The following is a 24,264-nucleotide window of genomic DNA, read 5'->3' as shown; positions in this document are numbered from 1 at the left end:
ACAAAATCAAAATTGACGGGAGGAATGCCATGAGAGAAGTCGATCGTCGAAGCAAGCACAGCCGCCGCGTCTTTCTCAAAGGCGCGGCGACCGCCGTGCCGGTCGTGGCTGTCGCGACCAGTACCGCCGTGAGCATCGAAGATGCCTGGGCCGATGACGCCACCGCGCTGTCGCCCGCGACGATGAAGACGCTGCTGAAGGTCGCGCGCGACATCTATCCGCACGACGTTCTCGGTGACAGCTACTACATCACTGCGATCAAGCCGTGGGACGGCAAAGCAGCCAAGGACCCCGCCGTCAAGTCGCTGATCAGCGACGGCATCACGCGGCTCGATCAGAACGCGCGGGATCGCCACAAGGTGCCTTATGCCGAAGTGCCATGGGAAGCCGACCGCGTGGTTCTCTTGAAGGAGATCGAGGGAAGCGCCTTCTTCCAGAAGGTGCGCGGCGACCTCATCGTCTCGCTCTACAACCAGAAAGAGGTCTGGCCGCGGTTCGGCTACGAAGGCTCCTCGGCCGAGTACGGCGGCTACATCAACCGCGGCTTCGCCGACATCGACTGGCTGCCGAAGGCTTGAGTCCTCGCCCAACGGTTCAGGAGAACGCATATGGCAAAATTCGATCTGAACGACTCCAGCGTTGTGGTGATCGTCGGCTCCGGTGCGGGTGGCGGCACGCTGGGTAACGAGCTCGCGCAGAAGGGCGTCAAGGTGGTCATCCTCGAAGCAGGCCCCCGCATCGAGAACCACGATTTCATCAACGACGAGTGGGAGAGCTTTTCCCAGCTCGCCTGGACCGATGCCCGCACCACATCGGGCAGCTGGCGCGTCGCCAAGGATTTTTCCGGCCTGCCCGCGTGGATCGTCAAGGCCGTCGGCGGCTCGACCACGCACTGGGCCGGCGCCTCGCTGCGCTTCGACGAGCACGAGTTCAGGGTGAAGAGCACCTACGGCAACATTCCCGGCGCCAACCTTCTGGACTGGCCGATCACGCTCGCCGAGATGGAGCCGTGGTACGCCAAGGCCGAGAACAAGATGGGCGTGACCCGCACCAACGGGATTCCCGGACTTCCCGGCAACAATAATTTCAAGGTGCTCGAGGCCGGCGCCAAGAAGCTCGGCTACAAGACCGTGCACACCGGCAACATGGCGATCAACAGCCAACCGCGCGACGGGCGCGGCTCCTGCCAGCAGATCGGCTTCTGCTTCCAGGGCTGCAAATCCGGCGCGAAATGGTCGACGCTCTACACCGAGATCCCCAAGGGTGAGGCGACCGGCAATCTCGAAGTGCGGCCGAGCAGCATGGCGGTGAAGATCGAGCACGACGCCGGCGGCAAGGTGACCGGGGTCGTCTATGCCGACGAGAGCGGCGCGATGCAGCGCCAGAAGGCGCGTATCGTCGCGGTCGCCGGCAACTCGATCGAGAGCCCGCGGCTGCTGCTCAACAGCGCCTCGAGCATGTTCCCGGACGGCCTTGGCAATTCATCGGGCCAGGTCGGCCGCAACTATATGCGGCACATGACCGGCAGCGTCTACGCCGTGTTCGAGAAATCGGTGCACATGTATCGCGGCACCACCATGGCCGGCATCATCCGCGATGAAGCGGTCAACAATCCGAAGCGCGGCTTCGTCGGCGGCTACGAGATGGAGACGCTGTCGATCGGCCTGCCCTTCATGGCGGCCTTCCTCAATCCCGGTGCCTGGGGCCGTTCGTTCACGTCGGCGCTCGACGGCTATCCCCGGATGGCCGGCATGTGGCTGGTCGGCGAGGACATGCCGCAGGAGACCAACCGCATCACGCTCGATCCCGTCGTCAAGGACAAGTTCGGCCAGCCGGTCGCGAGCGTGCATTTCGACGATCACCCCAACGACGTCGCGATGCGCGCCCACGCCTACAAGCAGGGCGCGGCGGTTTACGACGCCGTCGGCGCCACGGTGACCTATCCGACACCGCCCTATCCGAGCACGCACAATCTCGGCACCAACAGGATGAGCGAGAAGCCGAAGGACGGCGTCGTCAACAAGTTCGGACAGAGCCATGACATCAAGAACCTGTTCGTCTCCGACGGCAGCCAGTTCACCAGCGGGGCTGCCTGCAACCCGACGCTGACCATCGTTGCGCTTGCGATCCGGCAGGCGGACTACATCGCGGCGGCGATGCAGAAGAGGGAGATTTGAGGTCAGATAGGTAGGCCGCTCTCTCCTCGGTCATTGCGAGCAGCGAAACAATCCAGAATCCCTCCGCGGAAAAACTCTGGATTGCTTCGCGGAGCCTGTCATCGGGCCGCGCTTTGCGCGGACCCGTTGGCTCGCAATGACGAGATGGAGAGATCTCGTAGCCTGGATGGAGCGGAGCGCAATCCGGGGCCGTCGTTGCTCGTGGCACGAATCCCGGATTGCGCTGCGCTCCATCCGGGCTACGCACTTTTTGTCGGAAAGGTTATTCCGCCGCGTCGAGAATGGGCGCCACGCTTGCCTTAAACTCCTGCGCCGTCGACTTGGAGCGATAGATCAAACACGAGCACCGCAGCAGCGAAGCAAAATTGTTGACCTCGCCGTGATGGTCGAGCACCTCGTTGTAGAGCGTGGTCAGGAACTTGCCGAGGCTCATGCTCTCCTTGGCCGCGATCTCCTCCAGCGTGTCCCAGAACGCCATCTCGAGCCGGATCGAGGTGCAATGGCCGTCGATCCGCAACGAGCGGGTCTGCGATTCGTAGTCGCGTTGGGGCTGGTGCGCGAAGAGATGGCACATGGCGTCCTCCCGTCCTGTTGCCGTTTTTTCACGATGCTACACCGCGGCCCGGCACCCCACAATCAGAACGGTCAGCGGAAGTTGCTTCATCCGGGGTGTACGATTTTCTCGAACGGCCAATGTCTTCAATGTGATAGACATCCGCCGTCCCCAGCCCGCGACGTTCCTGTTGCCCAACACATGCTTTTGACGCAACACGGCCTAGAATAGCGCTGCCGCCGAATCCATACCTAAAGTCCCATGCCCGTCCGCCAGCTTCCAGAGCAAGTCGTCAACCGCATCGCTGCCGGAGAGGTGGTCGAGCGCCCGGCGAGCGTCGTCAAGGAGTTGGTCGAGAACGCGATCGATGCCGGTGCGAGCCGGATCGACGTCTTCACCGACGGCGGCGGGCGGCGCCGGATCGGCATCACCGACGACGGCAGTGGCATGACGGCGAAGGATCTGGCGCTCGCGGTCGAGCGCCATGCGACCTCCAAGCTCGACGACGAGGATCTGCTCCAGATCCGCACCCTCGGGTTCCGCGGCGAGGCCCTGCCCTCGATCGGCTCGGTGGCGCGCCTCTCCATCACCACCCGCCATGCCAGCGAGCCGCATGCCTGGGCGCTGTCGGTCGAGGGCGGCGAGAAGTCCGAGATCATGCCGGCGGCGCTGGCGCATGGCACCCGCGTCGAGGTTGGCGACCTCTTCTATGCGACGCCGGCGCGGCTGAAATTCCTGAAGACCGACCGCACGGAAGCCGAGGCGATCCGCGAGGTGGTGCGGCGCCTCGCCATGGCGCGGCCCGATATCGCCTTCACGCTCGCCGGCGAGGAGCGCGCGCCGGTGACCTGGGCTGCGGCGCTGCCCGGCGCGGCCGGACGGCTGACCCGGCTCGGCGACATCCTCGGCGCGGAATTCCGCAGCCACGCCATCGAGGTCCATGCCGAGCGCGAGGGTGTCGTCGTCGCCGGCTATGCCGCGGCTCCCGCCCTGACCAAGGCCAACGCGCTCGGCCAGTACCTCTTCGTCAACGGCCGCCCGGTGCGCGACAAGCTGATCCTCGGCGCCGTGCGCGCGGCCTATTCCGATTATTTGCCGCGCGACCGCCACCCGCTGCTGGCGCTGTTCGTCACGCTCGATCCGCGCGAGGTCGACGCCAACGTGCATCCGGCCAAGACCGAGGTGCGCTTCCGCAACGCCGGTCTCGTCCGCGCGCTGATCGTGCACGGACTGAAGGAAGCGCTGGCACGCGAAGGTCGCCGCACCGCGGCCAACAGCGGCGAGAGCGCCCTGTCCTCGTTCCGCCCCGCCTTCACGCCGCCGCGCCCTGCGAGCTGGGACTGGCGCGCCTCGCCATCCGCTCCTGTCGCGCCGATGCCGTCATTCGAAGGCTCGGCCGTGCCCGCCTTTGCCGAGCGCGCGCAGGCTGCGTTCGAGGTCGGCGCGCCCAGCGCGGACGTGCGGATCGAGAGCCAACCCGCCGGCGATCTCGTTGACCGCCCGCTTGGCGCGGCGCGCACGCAGATCCACGAGACCTACATCGTCTCGCAGACTCGCGACGGCCTGATCATCGTCGATCAGCATGCCGCGCATGAGCGCATCGTCTATGAGCGGCTGAAGGCCTCGCTGGCTGCGAACGGCGTGCAGCGACAGATCCTGCTCATTCCCGAGATCGTCGAGATGGACGAGGCGACGGTGGAGCGCCTGCTGGAGCGCAGCGAGGAGCTCGCATCGTTCGGCCTCGCCATCGAATCCTTCGGCCCCGGCGCGGTCGCGGTGCGCGAGACGCCGTCGCTGCTCGGCAAAACCAATGCGGGCGGCCTCCTGCGCGATCTCTCCGAGCACATGGCCGAATGGGACGAGGCACTGCCGCTCGAACGCCGCCTGATGCACGTCGCCGCCACCATGGCCTGCCACGGCTCGGTGCGCGCCGGCCGCCGCTTACGGCCGGAAGAGATGAACGCCCTGCTCCGCGAGATGGAGGAGACGCCGAACTCCGGCCAGTGCAATCACGGCCGGCCGACCTATGTCGAGCTGAAGCTGAGCGATGTGGAGAAACTGTTCGGACGGCGGTGACGTGTCGTAGGGTGGATCAGCCGAAGGCGTAATCCACCTCTTCTGCTTCCGCGGTGAGAGCCAGCGGCGGATTACGCTTCGCTAATCCGCCCTACGCAAAGATTTCCGCAAAAACACGAACTCCGTGTCGTCATACGCCCGCCGCTCCAGCTCCTCAAAACCTTCCGGCGTGACGAACTGCGCCCCCTTCGCCTCCTCCACCACCAGCAGCGCGCCCGGCGTCAGCCAGCCGCCATCGCGCAAGGAGGCCAGCGCCTTCTCGGCAAAGCCCTTGCCATAGGGCGGATCGAGAAACACCAGCGAGAACGGCTCGACGGGATGCGCAGGCCCGAGATCGGTCGCGTCGCGGCGATAGACTTTCGTGACGCCGCCGAGGCCGAGCGCCTCGACGTTGTTGCGCAAGAGCGCCCGCGCTTCCGCGCCATTGTCGACGAACAGCGTGAACCTCGCCCCGCGTGACGACGCCTCGATACCGAGCGCGCCGGTGCCGGCGAAGAGATCGAGCACGCGCGCATCGGAAATCGGATCGTCATAGGCGTGCACGAGGATGTTGAACACGGACTCGCGCAAGCGGTCCGCGGTGGGGCGGATGTCGCGCGAGGAAGGTGAGGCGAGATTGCGCCCCTTCAACCTGCCGCCGACGACGCGCATCACACCACTCCGTCATGCCCGGGCTTGACCCGGGCATCCACGTTCTTCAGCCGTGGGCGCAAGCAAGGCGTGGATGGCCGGGTCAAGTCCGGCCATGACGACCAGTTGCGCGGTGCCAGGCTCGTTCCACCCATTGGACCTACTCGCCGTCTCGCGGCGTCAAATCACGCTTGCCGTGATAGCCGCGCTTGGGACGGCGCGGCGGGCCGTAGCCGCTCGCCTCAGCCTCGTTGCGCTCGCGGGCCTCCTCGCTGCCGGTGCGCTGAACCAGCACGCGACGGCCCTTGCGGTCGTTGATGACGGCGCGCTTGCTGGCAGGCTTCTTCTCGCTCGGCGCGTCGTCGACGCGCGAAGATGATTTCGAGGGCACGTCGAACTGTGCGCCCGACTTCTCGATCACCTTGTCGCCCAGCTGCTCGCGCAGCACGCGCGACCTGATCTCCTCGACCTGGCCTTCGGGGATCTCGCCGAGCTGGAACGGGCCGTAGGAGACGCGGATCAGCCGGTTCACCTCGAGCCCGAGATGGGCGCAGACGTTGCGGACCTCGCGGTTCTTGCCTTCCCGGATCGCGAACACCAGCCAGACATTGGCGCCCTGGTCGCGCTCCAGCGTCGCCTCGATCGGACCGTATTTGACGCCGTCGACCTCGATGCCGTTCTTGAGGGCGTCGAGCTGCGCCTGGGTAATGTCGCCATGGGCGCGGACGCGGTAGCGGCGCAACCAGCCGGTGTCGGGCAGCTCGAGCGTGCGCGCGAGCCCGCCGTCATTGGTGAGCAGCAAGAGGCCTTCAGTGTTGAAGTCGAGCCGGCCGACGCTGATCAGGCGCGGAAGGCCTTCCGGCAGATTGTCGAACACGGTCGGACGCCCCTCGGGGTCGTCATGCGTCGTCATCAGTCCGCGCGGCTTGTGATAGAGGAACAGCCGCGTGCGCTCGCGCTCCGGTAACGGCTTGCCGTCGACCAGAACGACGTCGTTCTTGGTGATGTCGAGCGCGGGCGAATTGATCACGCGGCCGTTGACGGTGACGCGGCCCTGCGTGACCATCTCCTCGGCATCGCGGCGCGAAGCAAGGCCCGCACGCGCCAATACTTTGGCGATGCGCTCGCCGGCCTTCTTCGGCTTCGGCGCGTCGTCACGGCGCGGCCGGCCTTCGAAATCGCGATCGCGGTCGCGGTAGGCACCGCGGCCACCAAAGGCCGGGCGCTTCTCGAAAATCCTGCTGTCGTCCTCGTTGTCGCGGCGCGGACGATCGCGAAAGCGGCCCTCGCTGCGCGGATGCTCCTGCCAGTCCATCCGGCCTTCGGGCCGCCCCTCGCGCGAGCGATTGAAGCGGGGGCGATCGTCACCGGACCGTTCTTCGCGCGGGCGCGAGAAACGCGGGCGATCGTCACCTTCGTCACGGCGGCGCTGGAAGCGCGGACGGTCGTCGCCGCCACGGCCACCGTCGCGCTGGCGCCACGGCTTCTCGTCACCGCGATCACGGCCGCCGAAATCCTTGTCGAAGCTCTTGCGCGGACGGTCGCCGCGCGGCGCGCGATCACCGCGATCGAAATTCGGGCGGTCTCCGCGTGGCTTGAAGCTGCGCTCGCCACGATCCTCACGCGGCCCGCGATCCCCACGGTCGCGTTGGCGATCCCCACGGTCGCGGTCGCGATCCCCACGGTCGCGGTCGCGATCCGGCCCGCCCCGTGAAAATTTCCGCTCGCCGTCGAACTTGCGCTCCGGGCGGGCGCCGCGCGGCGCGTAGGGCTTCTTGTCGCCGAACTTCCGGTCGCTGGAGCGCCCGGGCGAGCGGGCATCGTCGCGATCCCTGCGCGGCGGACGATCATCACGGCCGTAGGAGGGGCGATCACCGCGCGGCTTGAAGCTGCGCTCGCCGCGGCCTTCACTGTCGCGGTCGTTGCGCTTGAAGCGCGGGCGGTCACTGAAGTCGCGGCGCGGGGCATCGCCCTCCTCGCGGCGGCGAAAGCTGCGGCCCTCGCGCGGCGGGCGGCTGTCGCGGTCGCCCTTGGCCTCGAAGCCGCGCTTGGCGAACTTCTTCTCGGGGCCGCGCGCCTTGCCGCTGCGGCCGCCTTTGGGGGGGCCTCGCCGGCCGCGGGAATCGTTGTCTTTGTCGCTGTCGCGAGGCATGAATAATCTCACTTCGGGGTGGCCGTTGAGCATTGTGCGCGCTCGGTCCGAGCCGCATGCTCTGGCAAAATCGGTATCCACTCTTGCTGAAGGCGGAGCTACTAGCAGGTTTCTTCGGATGATACGAGGCTTGAAAGCCCCCTCTTTCATGGATTTGGCGCTCAAAACGGCCGAAAATGCCGGAAAAGCGGGCGAAGTTCCGATCGGGTGCGTGGTGGTCCGCAATTGCGAGGTCATCGCCACCGCCGCCAACCGGACGCTGACCGACCACGACCCGACGGGCCATGCCGAGATCATTGCTCTGCGCGAGGCGGCGAAGAAGATCGGCAGCGAGCGCCTCGTCGACTGCGACCTTTACGTGACCTTGGAGCCCTGCACCATGTGTGCGGGCGCGATCTCCTTTGCAAGGGTCAGGCGGCTTTATTACGGCGCCGCCGACCCCAAGGGCGGCGCGGTGGAATCAGGCGTGCGCTTCTTTGCTTCCCCGACCTGCCACCACACGCCGGACGTCTATTCCGGCGTCGGCGAGAGCGAGGCGGCGCGGCTGCTGAAGGAGTTCTTCCGGGAGCGAAGGTAGGCCCCTCCTCCGTCATTGCGAGCCAACGGGTCCGCGCGAAGCGCGGCCCGATGACAGGCTCGGCGAAGCAATCCAGAGTCCCTCCGCGGAGACACTCTGGATTGCTTCGTCGCAAGGGCTCCTCGCAATGACGGTGTGGCCTAGGCCAAGAAGAACTCCAGCAGCGCCTTCGCGGTCACGTCGGGGTTCTCTTCAGTGAGAAAGTGGCCGGACTCCACGGGCATGCCGACCACGTTGGTGGCCCATTGCCGCCAGGTATCGAGCGGCGTGGCCGCGGCCCGGGCGACGCCAGCATTGCCCCACAACGCCAGCATCGGCACCGTGATCTTCTTGCCGGCCTCGAAATCGGCCTTGTCGAGGTCGTAGTCGAAATAGGCGCCGGCGCGATAGTCCTCGCACATCGCATGGATGCGGGCGGGATCGCGGAACGGGGCGAGGTAGTGCTCGAGCGCGCGCGGATCGATCGCATCCAGCGTCTTCGATCGGGTCTGGCTCGCCATCTTGAAACGCAGGAAGAACTCGCCGCTGCTGGCGATCAGCGTCTCCGGCAGCGGATAGGGCTGCGCCAGGAAGGTCCAGTGCCAGATCTTCAACGCGTAGGCGCGGTTCATCCGCTCCCAGTAATTATAGGTCGGCAGGATATCGAGCACGGCGAGCTTCGACAGCCGGCCGGGATGATCGAGCGCGAGCCGGTACGACACGCGGCCGCCGCGGTCGTGGCCGGCGAGCGCGAAGTGGACGTGGCCGAGCCGCTCCATCATTTCGACCATGGCTTTCGCCATCGCGCGCTTGCTGTAGGGGATATGCAGCGCATCGCTCTCGGGCATGTCGGACCAGCCGTAGCCCGGCAGGTCGGCGATGATCAGCGTGAAGGCTTCCGCAAGCTCGGGCGCGACCTGGTGCCACATCACATGGGTCTCGGAGAAGCCGTGCAGGAGCAGCAGCGGCGGGCCCTTGCCGCCGACGCGGGCGAAGACGCGGCCGAACGCGGTATTGACCCATTCAGAGGCAAAACCCGGATAGAGGTCGGCGAGATCGGACATCTTTTTGTATCCTTGTCGGTCGGGCCGGCTCTCGACACCAAAAAGTGTGAAAACAACCCCATGCACAGTACCGGTATGATGTTCGGGGCTGATAACCCCACATACCGATTGCACATTCTGGAATGCGGTTGTGGCGACGCGGTGACAGGGAGCGCGCGATCGCAGGCTTTTTCAGGCGTTTCAGCCCTTGGCCTTCTCGGCCTCCACCGCCTGCCAGCCGATGTCACGGCGGCAGAAGCCTTCCGGCCAGCGGATGCGGTCGACGGCCTGATAGGCGCGCGCCTGCGCTTCCGTCACGGTCGCCCCCAGCGCGCAGACATTGAGCACGCGGCCGCCATTGGCGAGGATGGCGCCATCCTTCGCCACCGTGCCGGCGTGGAAGATCTCGACGGTGTCGACCTTGGCCGCGTCGTCGAGCCCCTCGATGCGCGTCCCTTTTTGATAGTCGCCGGGATAGCCCTTCGCCGCCATCACCACGGTGAGCGCGGATTCCTTGTGCCAGCGCAGATCGAAATTCTTCAACTGCCCGTCGCAGGCGGCGAGCAGCGCCGGCACGAGGTCACTCATCATGCGCAGCATCAGCACCTGGCATTCAGGGTCGCCGAAACGGACGTTGAACTCGAACAGTTTCGGGCCCTGCGTCGTCAGCATGATGCCGGCATAGAGCACGCCGCGGAACGGCGTGCCGCGCTGCTTCATGCCTGCGACCGTCGGCAGGATGATCCTGGCCATGATCGCGTCATGGATCTGAGGCGTCACCAGCGGCGTCGGCGAGTAGGCGCCCATGCCGCCGGTGTTGGGGCCGACATCGTGGTCGAACACGCGCTTGTGGTCCTGCGCGGAGGCCAGCGGGATCGCGGTCTCGCCGTCGCACAGCGCGAAGAAGCTGATCTCCCGGCCGGGCAAGAACTCCTCGATCACGACCTCGGCGCCGGCCTCGCCGAAGGCGCCCTCGAACATCATGGCGATGGCGTCCTCGGCCTCGCGCACGGTCTTGGCGACGACGACGCCCTTGCCGGCGGCAAGCCCGTCGGCCTTGACCACGATCGGCGCGCCCTGGCTCTGCACATAGGCGCGCGCGTCATTTGGGTTGGTGAACCGCTTGTAGGCGCCGGTCGGGATGCCGAACTCGGTGCACAGCGCCTTGGTGAACCCCTTGGAGCTTTCGAGCTGGGCCGCCACCCTGCTCGGCCCGAACGCCTTGATGCCGGCGGCGCTGAGATCATCGACGATGCCGGCCGCCAGCGGCGTTTCCGGCCCGACCACCACGAGCTCGACCGCGTTCTTCTTGCAGAAGTCGATCACGGCCGCATGGTCGGCGACATCGAGGCCCACGCATTCCGCCTCCTTGGCGATCCCGGCATTGCCGGGCGCGCACCAGAATTTGGTCACCAGGGGAGAGGCCGCGATCTTCCACGCCAGGGCATGTTCGCGGCCGCCGGAACCGAGCAGGAGAATGTGCATCGAAGGCTCAGGATGAGGGGTTTTGCTGGGGCCGGAGGTCGCACGAATCGGGGTGGGGCTCAAGGGGGTGTTGGGCGGCACGCCCCGTCATTCCGGGGATGCGGCGAAGTCGTGAGCCCGGGATGATCGGGCCGCTATGCCTGAGCGGACGGCGAGGATCAGGAATCTACCTCTGCGTTCGGCTGAATGGGGAACATGCCGATGCTGAACTCGCAACGGGCGTTAAGTCTAATTGGTGACAAGCCACGATTTCGTGGAGCTCAGGCGTTTTAGAAATGCAGGGATTCCATTTTGCATACCTGTTCGTGTAATTAGACCCCCGACGATGCGAACGGAAATTCCCCATGATGACTGCGACCTCACTCGTTTCTGACGTGAAGCAGCGGCTTACCGCCTGGGCCAAGAGCGTCGCCGATGATATCGGCACGGCGGGTGTCTATTTGTTTGGCAGCCTCGTGTATCGTGGAGGCGCACAATTTGGGCCAGCAAGCGATGTTGATCTAGTCGTCTGTTTCCCGAACGACTGTAACGATGAACTGGCGCGCTGGAATTGGGAGAAAGAACTGCATGACCGCAAGGTGCAGCTAGAGGCCGACCTTGCAACGGTGCTGACTGGCTCCGATCCCAAAAAGCCGATCTGTAGCGTCGTTGTGCCAACCGCGCTTGAGATTGAAGCGGACGTCCACAAGGATGGCGCTCGCGGCTTCTTCAAGGAAAACGCATTCCTCAATCTGCTCGATGGTAGCCAAACGCGCGGCCTGCCGAATGCGGGAAGCAGGCCCCTCAAGGACCGCCTGACAATTGAGGTACTCCGCTTCGCCCAAAAGAAGCGGAATCAATTTTTCGCTGTGAACGCAGGCGGCGAAGGTGGTCTTGCTCCGTATGAAGGCGCCGATGCCGCTCCAAAAGACGTGATGCGATACGCCGCAATGGCTGCGCATCCAAACGATTCACACGCTGAGCCGGGCGCCGAATACGATACGCAAGCGGGCTTAGACTTCTTGAGCAACCGCCTTTATGAAAATCGGAATAAGGATGCTGCTTTTGGTGAGTTGCACCATTGGCTTTCAATCCGCCGCAATGCGCGGGGCGAGGTGGGGCCCCTCACACCAAGTGCGCATCTTCTGTTCGCAGAGATCATTGCCAGCGTCGCTATTGCGCGGCTGCCAGCCCGTGCTCCGGCGGATCCGACGTTGCGCGGTCAGCACAGCACTGTGTGGTTTGACGAACGTTTCGCCCAAGCGTTTCCGGGGGTCCGTGGCGTGCAGTGGTACGACGACGCTCAACAGATCAAAACAAGGCTTTGCAAGCTGCTAGAGCCGCCTCTTGCATATGCAGAATCCGAGCCTGCATGGTGGTTCAGAGGCCAGAGCAACTGTCCAATTCGGGCCTTCAAACACGTTCAAGACGACGCTTACCAAATGGATGTGTACGAATTTCGTGTCCGGCGCATTGCAGCAATAAACTTAGGTCAGTATTTCCGGGATTTCGTGTACGTAGAAGCTGCTGCGTTGCCGCCGACTGGTCTCTACGCATCTACCAGCGAGCGGATAGCTGAGGAGGTTTCGGGCAACGGGCTGTACGGCTACTACACAGAGGAATACGGAATCGTTGATGGCACCCACCATATTACGCGCACTCAGCACGATGATGGCGCCGCAGAGATAGCTGGACAGCTCCAAGATGTGCGCGGCAGAAGTGAGCTTCGGGTTCGCTACGTGAGCCCGTACAACTTTGTCATTGCTGCCAACGGCTCGGCACTCAACAATCCCGATTTTGATGAGGTCCTGGAGCAATTTCTTGATGCGATGCTGCGGGGCAAAGATTTGCTGGATCAACTTGCCGCTGTCGTTCAACGCCTGCCGAAACGGCATCGCTGAGCTGTGCGCGCTCGGGGCCGGACCAAAGCCACAGCATTAGCTGACATACGCCACAACTATCGGAATTTGGCGATCAAGATGACTTGCCTGTGAATAACCGGGAGAAGCGCCCCAAATCTCATCTCGCTACCCTGCATTGTGCCATCGTTTGTACTCTCGATTCGCAAACCGGGGCGTTAATCTTATGGCTGAGGCGGTTGAGACCTTGCGGCTAACCGACTGGGTGATTGCTGGCTGCACGCTGGCTGGACCAGTTCTAGCAGTTCAAGCACAAAAGTGGATCGAGGGCTTTCGCGAAAAACGCGCTCGGCGGCTGACTATCTTCCGCACGTTGATGGGCACGCGCGCGATGACTTTGAGCCCTGCCCACGTCGAAGCTCTCAACGCGGTGCCGATTGATTTTTACAAAGACAAGCCGGTGATAGATGCGTGGGAAGAATATCTCTTGCATCTGGGCACGGAAAATAATCCGGCATGGGACACAAAGCGCATCGATCTTTTTGTCAAACTTCTCGCGTTGATTGGCGGAAAGGTTGGCTACGATTTCAACGTCGCTCAGATGAACCGCATCTATTTCCCGAGAGCGCACGGCGAGATTGACGCTGAGCAGGAGATAATTCGCAAAGGTGTGGTTGCGGTCTTGAAGGGAGACATATCCTTGCCAATCGAAATAAAGGCCGCACCCGCAAGTGCGGAGACTGCTGCGCTACAGAAGGAGTTAACTTCAAAAATGTCGAAGGCATACAATGACGACGGCTCGCTCAAAGTTACCATTGTTGAGCAGCGCAGCGTTCGTCAGCGCTGAGTGAGATGATGGTAAAAATTACAGTGACAGTGCACAAAATTTCGAAGCCTAGGCATTCGTTGCCCGCGTTTAGTGTGCTGCCACCGTAACTCCCACTCCCCATCATTCCGAGGCGCGGCGCTGCCTTCCCTTCTCCCTTGTGGGAGAAGGTGGCGCGAAGCGCCCGATGAGGGGTCTGCATCCGCGGACTCAGGTGGAAGTGGGACTCGCGGATAGAACCCCTCACCCGAGTGAGCCTGCGACTCCCGTCCTCGCTGCCCTCTCCCGCAAGGGGCGAGGGCACAGCAATCGGCATCGCAGGCTACCCCTGCCTCCCCCGAAATGATCTCTGCAACGTCGCCACATGCCGCGCCAACGCGCCGCGCCCCGCCGCAGTGGAGGTCACCGTCGTCTGCGGCTTCTTGCCGACGAAGGCCTTATCCACCGAGACGTACCCCGCCTTGGCCAGCGACTCGATATGGGCGCCGAGATTGCCGTCGGTGGTGCCGGTGCGCTCCTTCCGCCCTGCGAATTCCAGGCGACCTGCGCCAGCAGGACATTCACCTCGGACAGGCGTTCACTCGCGAACGGCTTTTCGGCCCTTGGGCGATCGGGTACACGAAAGCGCACTGCCAATTTGTGCTCCCGGCAGTGCATTCTCAAAGGCCTGATCGATGAACCCAGAGAAGCCGCAAGCAGGCGCGCCCGCCCTGGAGAAGGGACTGGACCTCCTGGAGGCGCTGGCGGGCGCCGCACGGGGCCTCAGCCAGAAGCAGCTCGCCGAACGCGTCGGCCGCTCCGTGAGCGAGATCTTCCGGATGCTGGTGGCGCTGGAGCGCCGTGGCTATGTCGCACGCGACCCCGCAACCGGCGAATACACCCTGACGCTGAAACTGTTCCGGATCGCCTCGCAATTCCCGCCGACCGAGCGGCTGCTGAAGGCGGCGCTGCCGGTGATGGAGCAGCTCGCCTCGCGCGTCCAATTGTCCTGCCACCTGACGGTGCTGCACGGCGAGCAGTTCATGGTGATCGCCCGGATCGAGCCGGAATGGTTGATGGGCTGGTCGGTCAAGGTCGGCGCGGTGTTTCCGCTCACCCAGCAATACGCGTCAGCGAAGGTTCTGGCGGCCTTTCAGCTCGAGGGCCGGCGCCAGGAGCTTGCGCAGGTCATCGCGACCAATGACCGGATCAGCATCAAGAAGGCGCTTGCCGCGCTCGACCGCATTTCGGCGGAGGGAGGAAACTTCTCCAATGACGACGGCTATACCCGCATCCTTGCCTATAGCTGCCCGATCATCGAAGTCTCCGGCCGCGCCGTGGCCGCGATGACCGTCCCGCTGGTGAGGCAGGATCAAATCCCCGCCGCGGAAGCCAGCGCCATCGCCGCCGAGCTGCGCAGCGCGGCGAGGACCGTCTCCGAGAAGATCGGCGGCGTTGCCTGACGGACGTTGGAATCAGGCTGCATAAGGGAGCGAGAACCAGCGCGGGCCGATCTACCGGTCGTGCTCAAGGCCTTGGAGACTTAGGAGGCCGCGACGGGCCTGCTGCCTGGATTCACCGTTTTTGTTTCTCCTCTGCGCTTTTCCCATCGGAGCTTTTCGAGCGTTCTTCGAAACGATCAGCCCCGTTGGCTAGATCGTGCCCCATCCTGCTCTCGGTCTTCGCTTCGTCCCTGGAAGTCGCTTCCCGCAAGCCTTCAGCGGCCTGTTGCCCCGCCTTTGATGATTTTCGTTCGTCATCCATTGGTGGCTCCTCCTGATAAGACGCCTCCCGGGAAGCTCGCTGGTCTATCCCGGATGGAGCGTACCAACGTTCCAATCAGGTCGCCTCGGCATTGTTCCCAATTCCGTTGACGCTCCTTGGCCGGTGCTCCTCACCCGAGATCATGAAGCTCCTTGCCAAGCGGTGGCGTCAGCCGGAAATCGGAAAAGGCGACCTCAAGCCCGGACCGCTCCGGCGTGCAGGCCATAGGTCCGACAAGATAGGAAGAGCTCCGGGGGAATGGCGCAAGCCGCATCAGCGGCCATGTCTTTCCATCGCTGGAGGCCTGCAAGCGCAGGACGCCCTGCGCGATCGTGACACGCAGTCGAAGGTCACCGGGGTCGTGCTCATAGGGTGCCGTTGCCCAGTCCGATTGCCCGGCAGTCAGCACGCTGGACAGCATGGCGCGCCCGTCCGAAAACTCTATTCCAGCCTTCAGCCAGCACCGTTCATTGATACGCACCATCAAGCCCGCTTGATCGTACAGCGCCTTGAAATTGCTCCGGACGCGAAGCTCGGCCGTGAACGCATCTCCCGCCTGAAAAGCGAGGAAGTGTCCGCTATCGCGGATGAAGCCGTAATGAGTTTCGCGCCAGAAATCGGTGGCCTGGTCCGTTTCCAGCCAGAGGTAATTGTCCTTTTCGGACCACTTCCTCGGCTCGTTCAACCAAACGCCGCCGGACTTGCCAAACATTCCACACGCTCCATTCGAACGCCAATGCACCTGCTGAGCACAACTCGTCTGTCCGCTCTCAGGTCCGCCTTGGAGGTTGAACCGGACCCGCGGCAAGCGATTCTACCCAAAGCCATTCGCTTCAGGCGATGGTCATTCCGCCGTCCACGACCCAGGCCGCGCCATTCACGTGGGCAGCCTCGTCGGAGGCAAGGAAAGCAACGACGTTCGCGACATCCTGCTGCCGCCCGTGCACGGTCGCAACGTTTCGGCGCAAGGCAATGGCGCTGTCGCGCGCCTGGCCTTCCAATTCCCGGACCATGCGCGATTCGATCGGTCCGGGCAGAACGGCGTTGATCCTGATCCTCGTCCCTGCCACATCGAGCGCTGCCGTGCGTGTCAGCCCGAGCACGGCATGTTTCGAGGCGACATAGCCAGCGAGTCCTGCGCGCCCCCGGATCGCGGACGTCGACGCAGTGTTGATGATCGCGCCCGTCCCACGCTGCATCATCCTTGCGATGACGTGCTTGAGGCCGAGGAAAACCCCCTTCACGTTCACCTGCAGCAATCGATCGAAGGTGTCGTCGGGGTATTCGTGAAGAGGAGCGACGACACCCTCGATGCCCGCATTGTTGGCAAAGATGCCAATCGGCCCCAGGCGCGCCTCGGTCGCCTCGACGAAGGCGACCGTATCCCGGGCGCTCGAGACATCGGCGCGGATGGCGAGCGCCCTCACCCCGGTCTCCTCGACCAGCCGGGCAGTGGCATTGGCAGCCGCTTCATCGCGATCGACGACCGCGACCGCATCGCTCATGCGCGCCAATCTCAGCGCAATGGCGCGTCCGATATCGCCCCCGCCGCCGGTCACCAGCGCGACCGGGGGCCGATCGTTCTCGGTCACGACTTCAGGAATTCGCAGCCGCCATCCGCCAGAGGCCGCCAGGCCTCGGACGGCGCGATGGTCTTGACCAGCTTGTAATAGTCCCAGGGATATTTGGAATCTCCGGGGGTTTTCACCTCGAACAGATACATGTTGTGCAGCTTTCGACCGTCCGCGCGCACGCTGCCCTTGCCGAACAGGGGATCATCGGTCGGCAGCTTCTTCATCTGCTCGACGACGGCCTTGCCGTCGCTGGAGGCGCCGAGCGCATCGACGGACTTGAGATAGTGCAGGGTGGTGGCATAGGCCCCCGCATGCAGCGCGGTCGGATAGCGGCCGTTGTTGCGCGGGGCGAAGCGCTTGGTCCAGGCGCGCGTGTCGTCATTCAAATCCCAGTAGAAGGATTCGGTGAACTGCAGCCCTTGCGCAATCTTCAGGCCGAGCGAATGGACGTCGCTGAGATACAGCACCGTCGCCACCACGCGCTCACCGCCCTGGGGAATGCCGAATTCGACCGCCTGCTTGATGGAATTGATGGTGTCGCCGCCGGCATTGACCAGCGCGATGATTTCCGCCTTCGAGGACTGGGCCTGCAAGAGGAAGGAGGAGAAGTCCTGCGTGTTGATCGGCGTGCGCACGCCGCCGAGAACCTTGCCGCCGAATTTCTGCACGACAGTCTTGATGTCGCCTTCCATGGCATGGCCGAAGGCGTAGTCGGCGGTGAGCAGGAACCAGCTCTTGCCGCCGCTCTCGACGACGGCGCGCGCGACGCCCGACGACAGCGCGTAGGTGTCGTAGGTCCAGTGCACGAGATTGGGCGAGCAGGACTTGCCGGTCAGATCCGAGGAGGAGGCACCCGAGACCAGCAGGGTCTTGTTGTTCTGCTGCACGATGTTGCGGACCGCAAGCGCGACGGCCGAATTCGGCGCATCGACAATGACATCGACGCCCTGCCGATCGATCCATTCCCGCGCGATGTTGGCACCCACATCGGCCTTGTTCATGTGGTCGCCGCTGATGATCTCGATCGGCCGGGTCATCTTAGGAGCCGACGCCTGGAAATCCTCGACCGCCATTCTTGCAGCCAGGAGCGAGCCGGGCCCGGTCACATCGGCATAGAGGCTGGACATGTCCGTCAGCACGCCGATGCGGAGCGGCTTTGCGTCCTGCGCCCGTGCACCGAGCCGCATCATGCCCAGCGCCAATCCGCCGGCGCCCGCCAGCAGCCGGCGGCGGCTCACCCGAACTCGTCCTGCCATGTGCAGACCCTCCTTTGCCTTGTGCGTGTTTCTTCCCAATGTTTGCCGCCCGCATGTACATGACGCAGGCTGATCTTGCCGCTCAGGGCGTGAGGCGCTCAATGAGCCTGCGGTCCTCGACCTCAAATCCGCCGCCATAGACGTCCGACACCATGAAATGCGCGCCGAGAATTTCCGGCTCGAGCTCGGCAATCGGATCGTACGCGCTGGCGTGCAGCGTCATCGCGGCACGGCCCGGGACCGGCTTGGAGTATTTCAACGGCGTGCGGCGATAGGCGATGTCCGCATAGGCCGTGCCGAGCCGCTCAGGATGCGGCAAGCGGCGCACATGGATCTCGCCGGCCGGCAGCTCGCCGCCATCGACGATGCGGACGACGGGTGCGGACGCATCCGGCGTGAAAGCGAAATCGGCCAGTGGAATTCCGCGGCGCCGGACCCATCCGGTGATCGAGCCGTCCGGGTGCTCGTCGAAGGCGTAATGCGCATCCTTCTTGGTGTAGCCGAACACCTCGCGCCCGGCACAGATCCCCATGGGATCGCTGCAATACATGAAGATATGCGTCTCGGTGAACAGCCCCTTGTAGCGCACCGGCACCGAGATCATCAGATCGAACATCTCGCCCGCGTGCACGGCGAGGGAATGGCCAGGGGACCGCATGAAGCGGAAGGCGACGCGGTCGCTGGCGATTTCGAACGGAGTCTCGGCGAGCAGTGTCGCGACCTTGCCGGGCGCGACGCGGGTCATGATCTCGACGGTCCGCAAGGTGCAGCCCCACTCCACCGGATAAGCCGGCGAATAGGGTGGATTGACCCCACTGTTCGGCTTGAGCTGGTACTGCCCGAACATGCGTCCGCGCGGGTCGTCGGGATCGGTCACCACGGTCATCAGGGCCGCTTCCTCCTACTTCATATATGATTTCTAATTTTCATATATGAAATCATGGGTGAGTCAAGCCGCCTCCCCAGGGCGGTTCCTGGGGGCCATCGAATCGATTGGCGCCGCGCCGCGAAAATCCTTAAACGTGGGTCTGACCCCCAATGCCGAATCGTTTGCTCAATGCCGCCTGCGGAACAACTCAACAACGCCTTCGAATTCACCGTCTCCGAGCTGTCCCAGTCCCTGAAGCGGACGGTGGAGGACACCTACGGCCATGTCCGGGTCCGCGGCGAGATCTCGGGATTCCGCGGCGCCCATTCCTCCGGCCATTGCTATTTCGCGCTCAAGGACGAGAGCGCCAAGATCGAGGCGGTGATCTGGAAAGGCGTGCACGGCCGCATGCGCTTCAAGCCCCAGGAAGGGCTCGAGGTGATCGCCACCGGCAAGCTGACGACCTATCCGGGCTCCTCGAAATACCAGATCGTGATCGAGGCGCTGGAGCCGGCCGGCATCGGCGCGCTGATGGCGCTGATGGAGGAGCGCAAAAAGAAGCTCGCCGCCGAGGGCCTGTTCGACGAGGCGCGCAAGCAGCTCCTGCCCTGGCTGCCCGAGGTGATCGGCGTCGTCACCTCGCCGACCGGCGCGGTGATCCGCGACATCCTGCACCGGCTGGAGGACCGCTTTCCCCGCCGCGTGCTGGTGTGGCCGGTCAAGGTGCAGGGCGAAGGCTCGGCCGAGCAGGTCGCGGCCGCGATCCGCGGCTTCAACGCGTTGCCGGAGGGCGGCAGGATTCCGCGCCCCGATGTGCTCATCGTCGCGCGCGGCGGCGGCTCGCTGGAGGATCTCTGGTCGTTCAACGAGGAGATCGTGGTCCGCGCCGCAGCCGAGAGCATGATCCCGCTGATCTCGGCGGTGGGGCACGAGACCGACATCACGCTGATCGACTTCGTCGCCGACAAGCGCGCGCCGACGCCGACGGCCGCGGCCGAGATGGCGGTGCCGGTGCGCAGCGACCTCTTCGTCGAGGTCGCCGATCTCGGCCGCCGTACCCGCGCCTGTTGGCAGCGCGCCCAGGAGAGGCGCCGCAGCGAGCTGCGCGCCGCCGCCCGCGCGCTGCCGGGGGCCGGCGATGTGCTGGCGATCCCGCGGCAGCGGCTGGATTCGGCGGGCGCGTCCCTGCCGCGCTGTCTCAAGGCCAACACGCACGCGCATTTCCGCAGGTTCACCGCGGCGAGTGCAAAACTGACGCTGCGGGTGCTGCACGGGCAGATCTCGCAGGCGGATCATCGGCTCACGGTGTGCGGCGAGCGGCTCGGCCTGTCCGCGCGCTCGCTCTTGCGGCGGCGGCGCGACCGCTTTGCGGGATTGGAGGTGCGGCTGCGCGCCTCAAAGCTCTCCAACGCGCAGGCGCAGCGCAACGCGATTGCCCGCCAGCGCGAGCGCACGCAACGGCTGAGCGAGCGCGCCGGCCGCGCGCTTGTCACGCTGCTGCAGCGGCTGGAGGCGCGGGTCGAGAACAGCGGCAAGCTGCTCTCGGCGCTGTCCTATCGTAGCGTGCTCGCGCGCGGCTTTGCGCTGGTGCGCGACGAGGCCGGACATCCCGTGCATGCGGCGGACGCGATCGGCCCCGGCGCGCGTGTCGAGATCGAGTTCGCCGATGGCCGCGTCGGCGCGACCGCGGATGCGGATCGCCCGGCAGCTGCGGCCAAGCGCGCGCCAGCACAGGCCAAGCCGGCCGCGGAGACGAAGCCAGCACTGAGGCGCCTGGCCAAGCCGGTGGATCAGGGCAGCCTGTTCTGAGGCTGGTCGCGCCTCTGCTATCGCGGCAGTCCGAGTGTCAGCCCGTCATCCTGAGGTGCGAGGCTTGCGATGCCGCGCATCGCAAGGTGAGCCTCGAAGGATGAGCGGCCGAGATGCAGCTGGGCCGTCGCCCTTCGAGGCTCGCCGAAGAGGCGAGCACCTCAGGGTGACGGGATCAATAGAGGCGTGCCTACCTACACGACAATCCCGCGTCGATCGTGGTCCAGAAGCCGCAATGGTCCGGCGCGCGGTGGGACGTGCCGGCCTGGGCTTCGAACAGCAGGATCGCGACGGTGAAGACGATCAGGGCGGACGCAAAGAGGGTGATGCGGTTGCGCATGGGTTTGCGTTTAATCGACATCGTGGTCGAATGATGGCGCCGACACGTGCTGAAACCGCATCCATGCGCGATCCGTATATTCCCGGTAGGCCATTTTCCGTGCAGGGCGGTGGTCGATGCGGGGCCGTCCGCCTGAATTTGTTCCACGGGCGGCCCCGCCTTCGCTCTTCCGAACTACGGCGCGGCGAGCCCGCTGATCCGATCTATCGCGCCAGCCATTCCGCAACCTCTTTCTGCGAGGCCGCGCGCGCGACCGCATCGGTGCCGAGATGACCGAGCTCGGGCGCGGCGGCATCGTTGCTACCGCCAGCTGCCTGCAGCGGCGTGTTGGCGCGGTCGAAATCGTGATTGGCGCCGGGATAGACCACGATGCGCGCGAGCGCGCTGCGGCCGTGCGCGCCCTCGACCATCTGGCGGCAGGCCGGCGGAGACGAGACGTCGTCGTCGGAGCCGATCAGCACCAAGGTCGGCACCCGCGTGCTCCAGCCGAGGCCGGCGGAAATCCGGCAATCGGGATAGAACGCGATCGCCGCGCGGAAATCCGGAGCCAAATCCCGCGCGGCACTCTGCGGACGCACGGCCCAGAGCAGCGCGCTGGCGCCATTGGCCCAGCCCACCAGGCTGACGCGGTCGTGCGCCACCCAGCTCTGCTTCATCAGCCAGGCCCGTGAGGCCGCGATGTCGGCCACGCGTTCGCGCCGCGCCTTGACGTGCATCTCCTTGACGCGGCATTGCGGCCCGAGCTCGCGCGAGCCGTAGCTGTCAGGCAGCAGGACGGCATTGCCGCCCCTGAGCAGGCGCTCGGCCCAGTCGCGATAGCGCGGCAGCACGGCGTCGGAATGGCCACCGAGCCCGCCGCAGCCATGCAGCGCGATCACGGCCGGAAACGGGCCTAGTCCCTCGGGCTTGTAGAGCTGCGCATGGAGCACGCCCGACGCCAGCGGAATCTCGACCGGCTGCGGCGCCGGCGCGGCGGGCGCGGCCGACATCGACAGCATCAGGAACAGGGCGGTTAACGCTGGGCGCATCGGGCTCTGCCGCGGGATCCTTCGGCTCAGCACTATCATGCGGAAACGGCGGCAAAACATCACAAACCGGTGGGTTTACCGGGCGGACAAGCCACCCTATCTGTGCTACATCGCGTCCACCACAACGTGCCCTCCCGGAATGTCCACGGAGCGGCCTTCCACGGAGACTTTCGGCCGTGCTGAACAAGTTCGGGCCCTCGGGCCATGGCGAAGCGCAGGTGCAATATCTCGACGGCGATTTCCGCGTGATCTCGCCGGGGACCTTCGTGCGCTGCGCGATCACCGACGCCCGCATCCCGCTCGACGAATTGAAGTACTGGAGCGTGGATCTGCAGGAGGCCTACGCTACGCCGGCCGCCGTGCTGCAGCGGCATTTTCCGGGCGCGCTGAAGCAAGCGTGATCGCGTCAGGTGGACAAAGGCGCCTCGCGCCGAGGCCACCAGCTCCTTGCGATCGCGGGCAACATGGTGGGCATGCGTTGCATTGCCGACTCTACGGCACTGACTTCCATCCAGCGCTCGGCTATTGCGGGTCAGGACCATCGCTGCCCACGCAGGTCTTGACGAAACTCTTCCGCTCTTCCCCGACGACCTTCTGATCGATCGCCTGCTTCAGGCAATCGAGCCGCGCCTGCGCCATGCAGAGCTGCAGCTGGTCGCGCCTGTCCTGTCCCTTCAGATTTTGCGTCGTCGCAAGACACGTGACCCGCTTGGTCGCGGGAACCGGCACGGTGCCGGTCGGAGCGGCAGGCGAGGGCTGAGCAAGGGCGGGCAAAACCGGCAGACATATGAGGCCGGCGGCAACGATCGCGGACCGCAGTTTCATCGTACTCTCCTGGGCGGAGATGTACCGATACGAGCGCGGCCATGAATGCCGGCTGAATGTCGGTGATCTCTAAAATTGTCCCGCTCCCGTTGAGGCTGATTTAAGGCGGCCGGCACCACACTTCCGAACGGGAAAAAGTGGCAATCGGGCAGGAACGCGCATGAAAACCCGGAAATCTTACAGCCGTCGGTTCGATGCAACATCGTGCCCAGCTCGTCGGCACGAAGGAAAGGTCGGCCTGCTCGACCGATTCGCTCGAGACCAGTCCGGAAGCTACGTGATCATTTCGGCGTTGCTGATGCCGGTCCTGGTCGGGACCGCAGGCCTCGGAACCGAAGTGGGCTGGTGGTACTACAAACACAAGAACATGCAGAGCGCGGCAGATTCCGGCGCGGTCAGCGCTGCGACCGCCGCGAGCGCAGGGACGGACCCGTCGTCCGAAGCCAAAGCGGTGACGGCAAGCTACGGCTATCCCAGCGGGTTGAACAACGTGACGGTCACGGTGAACCAGCCACCGAAGTCCGGTAATTACGCATCGAACTTGCAGGCCATCGAAGTCATCGTGAGTCAGCCGCAGCAGCGGCTGCTGTCAGCCTTGTTCGGCTCGGATCCTGTCCTCATTTCCGCCCGCTCAGTCGCCATGCCGAATTCCGGCACAGGCTGCGTCCTTGCGCTCAACTCAGGCGCAAGTCCCGCCGTCAACGTCAGCGGCGGCAACCAGCTGAACCTGATCAAGTGCAACCTGTACAGCAACTCAAATGCCAGCCCCTCGCTCAACGTGGCCGGCAGCGCCGCGGTCGCCGCAAATCAGGTCGGGGTGGTCGGGGACGTCTCCGGCGCGAGCAGCATTACAGCCAGCAACGGAATCAAGACGCACATTGCGGCTGTCGCCGATCCCTACGCCAACGTCTCTCCGCCGGCGAAGCCGAGTTGCACCAATGCCAAGATCACGGTCAACGCCAATGGAAAAACCAACTCGCTCGACCCCGGCTGCTACACGGGCAGCATCACGGTCAATGCCGGCGCAGTCCTGAACCTGAATCCAGGCATCTACTATCTGGATGGGGCCAACTTGAGCGTGGCCGGAAATGCCACCATTACCGGCAGCGGCGTGACCCTGGTGTTCACGGGCTCTGGAAGCAACTGGGGCACGGCTTCAATCGGCTCCAATGCGACCATCGATCTGACCGCACCGACCAGCGGCCCCACAAAGGGCATCGTCATGTACGGCGACCGCAACATGCCGGCCGGGACGGCCTTCAATCTGACCGGCGGCAGCACACAGAATTTCGGCGGCGCCATCTACCTGCCCAAGGCCAACCTCAGCTTCAGCGGCGGCAACGGCACGAGCACGTCCTGCACCAAGATCGTCGCGGATACTCTGACCTTCACCGGCACGTCGAACCTTCAGGTCAACTGCACTGCGCTCGGCACCGCGACCATAGGTTCGCAAACCGCGCAGCTCATCGAATGAGGATCGGAGCG

At 64.7% G+C, this 24,264-nt stretch carries 23 protein-coding genes and 1 pseudogene; 10 read left to right on the top strand and 14 right to left on the bottom strand.

Annotation, left to right across the window (positions count from 1 at the left end):
• The first annotated feature begins 29 nt into the window (after positions 1–29).
• Positions 30–578, top strand: coding sequence for a gluconate 2-dehydrogenase subunit 3 family protein (locus P6U31_RS06095; RefSeq protein WP_407187337.1), 549 nt, complete (start codon positions 30–32; stop codon positions 576–578).
• A 30-nt stretch (positions 579–608) separates the two neighbouring features.
• Complete coding sequence (locus P6U31_RS06090) at positions 609–2,177, top strand: GMC family oxidoreductase (RefSeq protein WP_407187336.1); 1,569 nt, start codon at positions 609–611, stop codon at positions 2,175–2,177.
• Between the two features lie 262 nt (positions 2,178–2,439).
• Here the strand turns inward: P6U31_RS06090 and P6U31_RS06085 are convergent, their stop codons facing one another.
• Entirely contained in the window at positions 2,440–2,751 is a 312-nt protein-coding gene (locus tag P6U31_RS06085) for a ribbon-helix-helix domain-containing protein (RefSeq protein WP_407187335.1), read from the bottom strand.
• Positions 2,752–2,991: 240 nt separating this feature from the next.
• On the opposite strand from P6U31_RS06085, the gene mutL reads away from it, so the two are divergent.
• Positions 2,992–4,806, top strand: a complete 1,815-nt coding sequence (mutL, locus tag P6U31_RS06080; protein ID WP_407187334.1) for a DNA mismatch repair endonuclease MutL — start codon at positions 2,992–2,994, stop codon at positions 4,804–4,806.
• An 81-nt stretch (positions 4,807–4,887) separates the two neighbouring features.
• Here mutL and rsmD read toward each other — a convergent pair whose 3' ends face one another.
• On the bottom strand, positions 4,888–5,457 hold the full coding sequence (gene rsmD, locus P6U31_RS06075) for a 16S rRNA (guanine(966)-N(2))-methyltransferase RsmD (protein ID WP_407187333.1): 570 nt from the start codon (positions 5,455–5,457) through the stop codon (positions 4,888–4,890).
• Positions 5,458–5,596: 139 nt separating this feature from the next.
• Positions 5,597–7,588 carry a pseudouridine synthase gene (locus P6U31_RS06070; RefSeq protein WP_407187332.1) on the bottom strand — a complete coding sequence of 664 codons (1,992 nt, stop codon included), beginning with the start codon at positions 7,586–7,588 and terminating at the stop codon, positions 5,597–5,599.
• A gap of 118 nt (positions 7,589–7,706) precedes the next feature.
• On the opposite strand from P6U31_RS06070, the gene P6U31_RS06065 reads away from it, so the two are divergent.
• Complete coding sequence (locus P6U31_RS06065; RefSeq protein ID WP_407189776.1) at positions 7,707–8,165, top strand: nucleoside deaminase; 459 nt, start codon at positions 7,707–7,709, stop codon at positions 8,163–8,165.
• A gap of 140 nt (positions 8,166–8,305) precedes the next feature.
• Here the strand turns inward: P6U31_RS06065 and P6U31_RS06060 are convergent, their stop codons facing one another.
• On the bottom strand, positions 8,306–9,208 hold the full coding sequence (locus P6U31_RS06060) for an alpha/beta fold hydrolase (RefSeq protein ID WP_407187331.1): 903 nt from the start codon (positions 9,206–9,208) through the stop codon (positions 8,306–8,308).
• Between the two features lie 180 nt (positions 9,209–9,388).
• Positions 9,389–10,672, bottom strand: coding sequence for a phosphoribosylamine--glycine ligase (purD, locus tag P6U31_RS06055; protein ID WP_407187330.1), 1,284 nt, complete (start codon positions 10,670–10,672; stop codon positions 9,389–9,391).
• Positions 10,673–11,016: 344 nt separating this feature from the next.
• On the opposite strand from purD, the gene P6U31_RS06050 reads away from it, so the two are divergent.
• Both P6U31_RS06050 and P6U31_RS06045 read left to right on the top strand, forming a co-directional pair.
• Positions 11,017–12,552, top strand: a complete 1,536-nt coding sequence (locus P6U31_RS06050; RefSeq protein WP_407187329.1) for a nucleotidyltransferase domain-containing protein — start codon at positions 11,017–11,019, stop codon at positions 12,550–12,552.
• Between the two features lie 184 nt (positions 12,553–12,736).
• Positions 12,737–13,357 (top strand): DUF6680 family protein, encoded by a 621-nt coding sequence (locus P6U31_RS06045; RefSeq protein ID WP_407187328.1) that lies wholly within the window; start codon positions 12,737–12,739, stop codon positions 13,355–13,357.
• A 301-nt stretch (positions 13,358–13,658) separates the two neighbouring features.
• On the opposite strand, the pseudogene P6U31_RS06040 reads toward P6U31_RS06045, so the two are convergent.
• Positions 13,659–13,892 (bottom strand): annotated as a pseudogene (locus P6U31_RS06040) (transcriptional regulator); the annotation flags it as partial.
• A 118-nt stretch (positions 13,893–14,010) separates the two neighbouring features.
• On the opposite strand from P6U31_RS06040, the gene P6U31_RS06035 reads away from it, so the two are divergent.
• Positions 14,011–14,778 carry an IclR family transcriptional regulator gene (locus P6U31_RS06035; RefSeq protein ID WP_407187327.1) on the top strand — a complete coding sequence of 256 codons (768 nt, stop codon included), beginning with the start codon at positions 14,011–14,013 and terminating at the stop codon, positions 14,776–14,778.
• 112 nt (positions 14,779–14,890) lie between these two features.
• Here the strand turns inward: P6U31_RS06035 and P6U31_RS06030 are convergent, their stop codons facing one another.
• From P6U31_RS06030 to P6U31_RS06010, 5 genes are all read right to left on the bottom strand, one after another.
• A complete protein-coding gene (locus P6U31_RS06030; protein WP_407187326.1) occupies positions 14,891–15,079 on the bottom strand; it encodes a hypothetical protein in 189 nt (62 codons plus the stop codon).
• A 130-nt stretch (positions 15,080–15,209) separates the two neighbouring features.
• Positions 15,210–15,791, bottom strand: a complete 582-nt coding sequence (locus P6U31_RS06025; RefSeq protein WP_407187325.1) for a DUF1349 domain-containing protein — start codon at positions 15,789–15,791, stop codon at positions 15,210–15,212.
• A gap of 121 nt (positions 15,792–15,912) precedes the next feature.
• Positions 15,913–16,638 (bottom strand): SDR family NAD(P)-dependent oxidoreductase, encoded by a 726-nt coding sequence (locus tag P6U31_RS06020; protein ID WP_407189775.1) that lies wholly within the window; start codon positions 16,636–16,638, stop codon positions 15,913–15,915.
• Positions 16,639–16,667: 29 nt separating this feature from the next.
• Positions 16,668–17,843, bottom strand: a complete 1,176-nt coding sequence (locus P6U31_RS06015) for an ABC transporter substrate-binding protein (protein ID WP_407189774.1) — start codon at positions 17,841–17,843, stop codon at positions 16,668–16,670.
• A gap of 148 nt (positions 17,844–17,991) precedes the next feature.
• Complete coding sequence (locus tag P6U31_RS06010) at positions 17,992–18,795, bottom strand: acetoacetate decarboxylase family protein (RefSeq protein ID WP_407187324.1); 804 nt, start codon at positions 18,793–18,795, stop codon at positions 17,992–17,994.
• A 171-nt stretch (positions 18,796–18,966) separates the two neighbouring features.
• Here P6U31_RS06010 and xseA point away from each other — a divergent pair, with 171 nt between their 5' ends.
• A complete protein-coding gene (gene xseA, locus P6U31_RS06005) occupies positions 18,967–20,586 on the top strand; it encodes an exodeoxyribonuclease VII large subunit (protein ID WP_407187323.1) in 1,620 nt (539 codons plus the stop codon).
• A gap of 190 nt (positions 20,587–20,776) precedes the next feature.
• On the opposite strand, the gene P6U31_RS06000 is transcribed toward xseA, so the two are convergent.
• Both P6U31_RS06000 and P6U31_RS05995 read right to left on the bottom strand, forming a co-directional pair.
• Entirely contained in the window at positions 20,777–21,073 is a 297-nt protein-coding gene (locus P6U31_RS06000) for a hypothetical protein (protein WP_407187322.1), read from the bottom strand.
• Positions 21,074–21,129: 56 nt separating this feature from the next.
• Positions 21,130–21,954: a dienelactone hydrolase family protein gene (locus tag P6U31_RS05995; protein ID WP_407187321.1), complete on the bottom strand. Its 825-nt coding sequence runs from the start codon at positions 21,952–21,954 to the stop codon at positions 21,130–21,132.
• 176 nt (positions 21,955–22,130) lie between these two features.
• Here P6U31_RS05995 and P6U31_RS05990 point away from each other — a divergent pair, with 176 nt between their 5' ends.
• Positions 22,131–22,355 carry a DUF2093 domain-containing protein gene (locus P6U31_RS05990; protein WP_407187320.1) on the top strand — a complete coding sequence of 75 codons (225 nt, stop codon included), beginning with the start codon at positions 22,131–22,133 and terminating at the stop codon, positions 22,353–22,355.
• Between the two features lie 121 nt (positions 22,356–22,476).
• Here P6U31_RS05990 and P6U31_RS05985 read toward each other — a convergent pair whose 3' ends face one another.
• A complete protein-coding gene (locus tag P6U31_RS05985; RefSeq protein WP_407187319.1) occupies positions 22,477–22,779 on the bottom strand; it encodes a hypothetical protein in 303 nt (100 codons plus the stop codon).
• A gap of 160 nt (positions 22,780–22,939) precedes the next feature.
• On the opposite strand from P6U31_RS05985, the gene P6U31_RS05980 reads away from it, so the two are divergent.
• Positions 22,940–24,253, top strand: coding sequence for a pilus assembly protein TadG-related protein (locus tag P6U31_RS05980; protein ID WP_407187318.1), 1,314 nt, complete (start codon positions 22,940–22,942; stop codon positions 24,251–24,253).
• The last annotated feature ends 11 nt before the right edge of the window (positions 24,254–24,264 follow it).

Source organism: Bradyrhizobium centrosematis, assembly GCF_045571495.1.
Classification (GTDB): domain Bacteria; phylum Pseudomonadota; class Alphaproteobacteria; order Rhizobiales; family Xanthobacteraceae; genus Bradyrhizobium; species Bradyrhizobium centrosematis.
The sequence above is the reverse complement of the archived record's forward strand: the minus strand, read 5'-3'. Positions and strand labels throughout refer to the sequence as shown.

What these genes read in the sequence shown, in the direction of transcription:
- P6U31_RS06065 (WP_407189776.1), top strand. Translation starts at nt 7,707, where the DNA reads ATGATACGAGGCTTGAAAGCCCCCTCTTTCATGGATTTGGCGCTCAAA.
- P6U31_RS06010 (WP_407187324.1), bottom strand. Translation starts at nt 18,795, where the DNA reads ATGACCGTGGTGACCGATCCCGACGACCCGCGCGGACGCATGTTCGGG.
- xseA (WP_407187323.1), top strand. Translation starts at nt 18,967, where the DNA reads ATGCCGCCTGCGGAACAACTCAACAACGCCTTCGAATTCACCGTCTCC.
- P6U31_RS06070 (WP_407187332.1), bottom strand. Translation starts at nt 7,588, where the DNA reads ATGCCTCGCGACAGCGACAAAGACAACGATTCCCGCGGCCGGCGAGGC.
- P6U31_RS06085 (WP_407187335.1), bottom strand. Translation starts at nt 2,751, where the DNA reads ATGTGCCATCTCTTCGCGCACCAGCCCCAACGCGACTACGAATCGCAG.
- mutL (WP_407187334.1), top strand. Translation starts at nt 2,992, where the DNA reads ATGCCCGTCCGCCAGCTTCCAGAGCAAGTCGTCAACCGCATCGCTGCC.
- P6U31_RS06090 (WP_407187336.1), top strand. Translation starts at nt 609, where the DNA reads ATGGCAAAATTCGATCTGAACGACTCCAGCGTTGTGGTGATCGTCGGC.
- purD (WP_407187330.1), bottom strand. Translation starts at nt 10,672, where the DNA reads ATGCACATTCTCCTGCTCGGTTCCGGCGGCCGCGAACATGCCCTGGCG.
- P6U31_RS06030 (WP_407187326.1), bottom strand. Translation starts at nt 15,079, where the DNA reads ATGGATGACGAACGAAAATCATCAAAGGCGGGGCAACAGGCCGCTGAA.
- P6U31_RS06050 (WP_407187329.1), top strand. Translation starts at nt 11,017, where the DNA reads ATGATGACTGCGACCTCACTCGTTTCTGACGTGAAGCAGCGGCTTACC.
- P6U31_RS06015 (WP_407189774.1), bottom strand. Translation starts at nt 17,843, where the DNA reads ATGATGCGGCTCGGTGCACGGGCGCAGGACGCAAAGCCGCTCCGCATC.
- P6U31_RS06095 (WP_407187337.1), top strand. Translation starts at nt 30, where the DNA reads ATGAGAGAAGTCGATCGTCGAAGCAAGCACAGCCGCCGCGTCTTTCTC.
- P6U31_RS05980 (WP_407187318.1), top strand. Translation starts at nt 22,940, where the DNA reads ATGAAAACCCGGAAATCTTACAGCCGTCGGTTCGATGCAACATCGTGC.
- P6U31_RS06060 (WP_407187331.1), bottom strand. Translation starts at nt 9,208, where the DNA reads ATGTCCGATCTCGCCGACCTCTATCCGGGTTTTGCCTCTGAATGGGTC.
- rsmD (WP_407187333.1), bottom strand. Translation starts at nt 5,457, where the DNA reads ATGCGCGTCGTCGGCGGCAGGTTGAAGGGGCGCAATCTCGCCTCACCT.
- P6U31_RS06025 (WP_407187325.1), bottom strand. Translation starts at nt 15,791, where the DNA reads ATGTTTGGCAAGTCCGGCGGCGTTTGGTTGAACGAGCCGAGGAAGTGG.
- P6U31_RS06035 (WP_407187327.1), top strand. Translation starts at nt 14,011, where the DNA reads ATGAACCCAGAGAAGCCGCAAGCAGGCGCGCCCGCCCTGGAGAAGGGA.
- P6U31_RS06045 (WP_407187328.1), top strand. Translation starts at nt 12,737, where the DNA reads ATGGCTGAGGCGGTTGAGACCTTGCGGCTAACCGACTGGGTGATTGCT.
- P6U31_RS05985 (WP_407187319.1), bottom strand. Translation starts at nt 22,779, where the DNA reads ATGAAACTGCGGTCCGCGATCGTTGCCGCCGGCCTCATATGTCTGCCG.
- P6U31_RS05995 (WP_407187321.1), bottom strand. Translation starts at nt 21,954, where the DNA reads ATGCGCCCAGCGTTAACCGCCCTGTTCCTGATGCTGTCGATGTCGGCC.